This is a genomic window from Desulfomarina sp., from assembly GCF_054039375.1.
The window spans coordinates 1-3524 of sequence record NZ_JBPLBA010000079.1 but is presented as its reverse complement, the minus strand read 5'-3'; the positions used below and the strand labels follow the sequence as shown (position 1 = coordinate 3524).

The 3524-nt window shown below is 49.0% G+C and carries 2 protein-coding genes; both read left to right on the top strand.

Annotated elements, in window-relative coordinates:
- Window positions 1-2460: sigma 54-interacting transcriptional regulator (locus ACXLDX_RS04295; protein ID WP_457575959.1), on the top strand; the 2460-nt coding region annotated here is incomplete at its 5' end.
- Between the two features lie 232 nt (window positions 2461-2692).
- Entirely contained in the window at window positions 2693-3517 is an 825-nt protein-coding gene (locus tag ACXLDX_RS04290) for an MlaA family lipoprotein (RefSeq protein ID WP_457575958.1), read from the top strand.
- Window positions 3518-3524: the final 7 nt, after the last annotated feature.

Genomic DNA, 3524 nt, shown 5'->3' with positions numbered 1-3524 from the left:
GCCGAACTTGTGCTGACCCGTGATGACGGTGTCGGTCGTATTGTCGGTCGGATAGGTCCGGGTGGACATTTCGGTGAGACCGGTATTCTCACCGGCAAACCACGCTCGGTCGGGGTGCGGGCCCTGGGTGATCTGGTTGTAATCTGTTTTGACAAGCGCTATTTCAAATTATCTCTTCTGGCAAATCCCGGAATTCATAACCGCCTTGATGCTCTCCTGGCTGAAAGGCTGCGGGTAGCCTTTCGTGACCAAATGGACAGCGCAGGGGAGGAACTTGGCGGTGATGCGGCCTCTGGTGCTGATGATGTTATTCTTTTCAGGGACAAGTCGTTCTCCGCCACCCGTCTCCGCCGATTGATTGACCGGAAAAACGAGGAGATCAAACAGTCCCGGACGGCAAGAAAGACCCAGGAGGTGATAGACCGCTTCGCCGCAAACGATGCCCCTTACCTTCTTGTGGGTGAAACCGGAACCGGCAGATCAATTATTGCCAGGGAGATTCATCTCCAGTCGGTGAGGGCCGATGGTCCGTTCAGGGAGATTGATCTGCGGGAATTTGAATCGCCACGCCTGGAGAGAAAACTGTTCGGCACCGAGCAGACCGGCTATCCCTTTGCAAGGGCCCGACGGGCAGGCATTCTTGAGCAGACCTCCGGTGGTACTCTCGTCTTTACCCATGCCCATCTTATGGAGAGCAGTTTGCAGGAACGGTTGCTCAGGGCGATTGAGAGCAGTACCTATACCCATATGGATACCGACCGCCTGCTGGCAATGCAGTCCAGGGTTGTATTTATTTCGAACCATCCCCTGGATTTTCTGCGCAGTACGGAAAAATTCATCCCACGCATGCTGAATCTCTTTGAAAAACAAAATTTTGAAGTTCCTCCCCTGCGTGGGCACAAGGAGGATCTTCCACGGCTTATCTCTTTTTACCTCGGGAAGTACAGCAGGGAATACGGCAAGAAAATCACCAGAGTAAGTCCGGAAACACTCGGTATTCTAATGAACTATGACTGGCCGGGGAACCTGACCGAGCTGTCGAGTGTTGTTCGTCGGGCAGTGATGCTGGCCAAAAGAGACGAAATCCTGCCGGAACAGATTCTTCTCGGCCTGCCCAAGACAGAAGGGAAGTGGGAGTATAATCTCCTGCGTGTGCCATGGATCGGGAAATTTTTCCGCAGTGCTGTCTTCCCCCGTGTGCCCCAGGTTATAGTCGGCTTTTTTCTTCTTGTAACTGTTTTGACGCTCTTTTTCGGACCGAGGAATCCGGAGTCCAATGGTGGTCTGACTCTGGCCTGGTATATCGGCTGGCCGCTCATGTTTTTTTCTTTCTTTTTTCTCGCCAGAACCTGGTGCAGTGTCTGCACCCTTGCAGTTCCGGGTACAATTCTCCAGAATCTGCTCAGGCCGAGCCGGAAAACACCTCTTTTTATCAAAAAATACTCCGGCTGGATAATGGCCCTGCTTTGTATTGTGGTCTTCTGGGTGGAAATTGTCTGGGACGCATACAACAGTCCTTATCTCACCGGTGGCATCATTCTCATTATTACTATTGGCTCCCTCGTTTCCAGTGTACTTTATTCGAGAAGAACCTGGTGCCGTTATCTCTGTCCCCTGGGGGCGGTGAACGCGATTTTTTCCATGCCGTCCATTGTCGAGCTGCGGGCAAACCGCCATGTCTGCCTGAACCGCTGTAAGGATCATTCCTGTTTTGCGGGAGATTCGCTGGTTCCCGGCTGCCCCATGTTCAGACATCCTTACCTGGTTGATAACAACCGGGACTGTATCATGTGTGCCAAATGTATAAAAAACTGTGATAACAGCTCAATTCAACTGAATATCCGGCTTGCTCCCGAGGAGTTATGGGCCCTTGCCACACCCCGGAATGCCGACAGTTTCCTTGTGGTTTCCATGACCGCTATTTTCTTTCCCTTTGCCCTGAAGGATGAGTTCTCAGGCCTTGCAGAATGGCTGGTTTCCCTGTTCTCGGAAATTGGTCTCGGCCTGCCGCATTTTCTCGCTGCCTCTTTTGTCTTTTTTTTCTGTATCTTTGTCTTTCAGCTTGGATACTACCTGATGGTCAGTCTGCAGTGTCTTTATGCCAAAATGGACAAAAAACTGCTGCTGCCGCTTTTCGGTTATGGTTTTATTCCCATGATTCTTGGGGGCTACCTGGCCGTTCATCTTGAATTTTTTGTCAGTGGGGCCGGGCGTATTTTACCCAATATTCAGGAGTGGCTTGGCCTGCCTTTCAGTTATGAAGATATCCGGCTGCTCAGTTCAGACAGCACTGCCGTCTTGAAGACATTGACGGTGCTTGGTGGTTTTTTTGCCTCCCTGTATGCCACATACAGGGTGATTGAACGAGCGCTGGCGGGAGATCCGCTCAGTTCCAGGGCCCTTGTTATTCCATTTTCGTTTCTTATTATAATTGCAGGACTGTTTGTGTTTATGGTTTGAAACCTGCAGGACACTATGAAAAATTGCATTTAATCAGATTTATGCGTCACGGCCAATGAAACTCAGCCGGATTGGGAGTCTGCCTGCTTTCGAAAGAAAATTCTTATTTTTCAAGGTACCCCGCAGTTATTTTGGCGGATAAAAGAGAAAATAATGCAAAGTTGGGAGAAAAAGGACATTCAAAGGCAGCCTTATGGGAAGATTGTCAGAATTATCGAGTAGAGTGGAGCTGATGAAAAAAATGATATACCGGACCTCAATTAGAAAAAGGGTGGCGATGAATTTTATTCTGAGAATTTTCCTTATATTTGCTGTTCTTGCTTTTTCACCAGTGCATTATACTGTCGCCTGGGGGGCGGAAGATAATAATATCCCGGATCTGCTGGCTGATGAGTTTGTTGACGATGACGAGTTTGATGAATTCGGAGACGCGGAGGAGTTTGCAATAAGCGATCCTCTGGAGCCGATGAACAGGGTTTTTTTTGAATTCAACGACAAACTGTATGACTGGGTGTTGAAGCCGGTTTCTGATGGTTATTCGTGGGTGTTGCCCGAGGAGCTTCGGGTCTGTATCGGTAATTTCTTCCGCAACATGAGCAGCCCCGTACGTCTGTTGAACACATTGCTGCAGGGGGATTTTGCGGGTGCCGGCAGGGTTCTCGGTCGGTTTGTTATTAATTCAACTCTTGGTGTATACGGTTTCGGGGATGTGGCAGATCAGGAATTTGATATGGTTTTTAAAAAGGCGGATTTTGGTCAGACGCTTGGGAAATGGGGAGTAGGAGAGGGTATTTATTTCTGCTGGCCGATTTTCGGGCCGTCAAACAGCAGGGATACGGTTGGATTTATCGTAGATATTTACAGTCATCCGGTGCCTTATTTCCATGAAAACCGGTATCTTGATTTTGCCTATTACAGCACAACCAGAGTCAACAAATTATCTCTTCATCCCAATCTTTACGAAGATTTGCGGCGTTTCTCCTTTGACCCTTATATCGCTTCCAGGGAAGCCTTCTATGAGTATCGCAGAGCCCTTGTCGGTCATCTGAATCCGTGAGTAATTA

What these genes read in the sequence shown, in the direction of transcription:
- ACXLDX_RS04290 (WP_457575958.1), top strand. Translation starts at nt 2,693, where the DNA reads ATGAAAAAAATGATATACCGGACCTCAATTAGAAAAAGGGTGGCGATG.